At 76.7% G+C, this 2,002-nt stretch carries 2 protein-coding genes; both read left to right on the forward strand.

The annotated features are described in order from the left end of the window. The first annotated feature begins 42 nt into the window (after positions 1 to 42). Positions 43 to 273, forward strand: coding sequence for a heavy-metal-associated domain-containing protein (locus ATM99_RS17115; RefSeq protein WP_062104028.1), 231 nt, complete (start codon positions 43 to 45; stop codon positions 271 to 273). 62 nt (positions 274 to 335) lie between these two features. Then, on the forward strand, positions 336 to 2,002 hold a 1,667-nt coding region (locus tag ATM99_RS17120; protein WP_150118349.1), incomplete at its 3' end, for a cation-translocating P-type ATPase.

Consider the following 2,002-nt stretch of genomic DNA (forward strand, 5'->3'; position numbering starts at 1 on the left):
GGCCCCCGCCGCACCGGACACCCGCACCGAAGGAGCACCACCATGGCCACCACCACGTTCCGCGTCGACGGCATGACCTGCGGCAACTGCGTCAAGCACGTCACCGAGGAGCTCACCGCGCTGCCCGGCGTCACCGACGTCGCCGTCGAGCTCGTGACCGGCGGGGCCTCCCCCGTCACCGTCACGTCCGACGCACCGCTCGACGACGCCACGGTCGCGGCCGCCGTCGAGGAGGCCGGGTACGCCGTCACGCCCGCGCGGTCGCTGCTGTGAACGCGCCGCGGACCGCCCCCGACGGGGTGGGGGCCGCGGGGATCGACCTCGCGGTCGAGGGCATGACCTGCGCGTCCTGCGTCGCGCGCGTCGAGAAGCGGCTCAACCGCGTGCCCGGCGCGACCGCGACGGTGAACCTCGCGCTCGAGACCGCGCACGTCGAGATCACCCCGACCGACGACGCCCCCGCGCCGACCGTCGACGACCTCGTGGCCGCCGTGCGCGCCGCGGGGTACGACGCGCACCCGGTCCCCGCGCCCGGCGCGGTGCACCACGGGCCCCCGGGCGCGGCGCACGACGGCGCCGGCGACCACGGCGCGCACGACGAGATCGAGCACGCGCTGTCGGGCATGCAGCACGCCGGCATGGAGCACGACGCCGACGACGACACGTCCGCCCCCGTCGACGCGCGCGGCGCCGACCTGCGCCGCCGCCTGCGGGTCGCGGCCGTGCTCACCGTCCCCGTGGTCGTGCTGAGCATGGTCCCGGCGACGCAGTTCCGCGGCTGGCAGTGGCTCGTCGCGGCGCTCGCGCTGCCGGTCGCGACGTGGGCGGCGTGGCCGTTCCACCGCGCGGCCGTCCGCGCGGCGCGGCACGGGTCGTCGACCATGGACACGCTCGTGTCGATCGGCGTGGTCGCCGCGACCGCGTGGTCGCTGTGGGCGCTGCTGCTGGGCGGTGCGGGCGAGCTCGGCATGCGCATGACGCCGACGCTCTTCCCGGCCGCGGGTGCGGGCCACGGCACCGCGATGCCCGAGCTGTACTTCGAGGTCGCGGCCGTGGTCGTGACGTTCCTGCTCACCGGCCGGTACGCCGAGCACCGTTCGCGCCGGCGCGCGGGCGACGCGCTGCGCGCGCTGCTGGACCTCGGCGCCAAGGACGTCGCGGTGCTGGTCGACGGGCCCACGGGCCGCGTCGAGCGACGCGTGCCCGTGGACCGGCTCGCGGTCGGCGACGAGTTCGCGGTGCGCCCGGGCGAGAAGGTCGCGACCGACGGCGTCGTGGTGACGGGGACGAGCGCGGTCGACACGTCGCTGCTCACGGGCGAGCCCGTGCCCGTCGACGTCGGCCCCGGCGACGAGGTCACGGGCGCGACCGTCAACACGTCCGGGCACCTCGTGGTCCGCGCGACGCGCGTCGGCTCCGAGACGCGCCTGGCGCAGATCGGCCGGCTCGTGGCGCGCGCGCAGACCGGCAAGGCGCCCGTGCAGCGGCTCGCCGACCGGATCTCGGCGGTGTTCGTGCCGGTCGTGCTCGTGATCGCGGTCGGCACGCTCGTGGTGTGGCTCGCGACCGGGGGCGGCGTGCAGGCCGCGTTCACGGCGGCCGTCGCGGTGCTGATCATCGCGTGCCCGTGCGCGCTGGGGCTCGCGACGCCCACGGCGCTGCTGGTCGGCACGGGGCGTGGTGCGCAGCTCGGGATCCTCATCAAGGGCCCCGAGATCCTCGAGGAGACGCGGCGCGTCGACACCGTCGTGCTGGACAAGACCGGCACGGTCACGGCCGGGCGCATGGCCCTGGTCGACGTCGTGCCGGCCGCGGGCGAGGACGCCGACGAGGTGCGGCGGCTGGCCGCGGCGGTCGAGCGGCTCGCCGAGCACCCGATCGCCCGCGCGATCGCGGAGGCCGCACCGGAACCGGATCGACCCGTCACGAGAGCGCGATCCGACAACCCCACCGAGAGCACCGGGCTGGATCGCACTCTCGCGACAGGGGGATCGGGCGTCGG

Origin of the sequence: Cellulomonas sp. B6 (assembly GCF_001462455.1) — a bacterium.
GTDB lineage: Bacteria > Actinomycetota > Actinomycetes > Actinomycetales > Cellulomonadaceae > Cellulomonas.

What these genes read in the sequence shown, in the direction of transcription:
- ATM99_RS17115 (WP_062104028.1), top strand. Translation starts at nt 43, where the DNA reads ATGGCCACCACCACGTTCCGCGTCGACGGCATGACCTGCGGCAACTGC.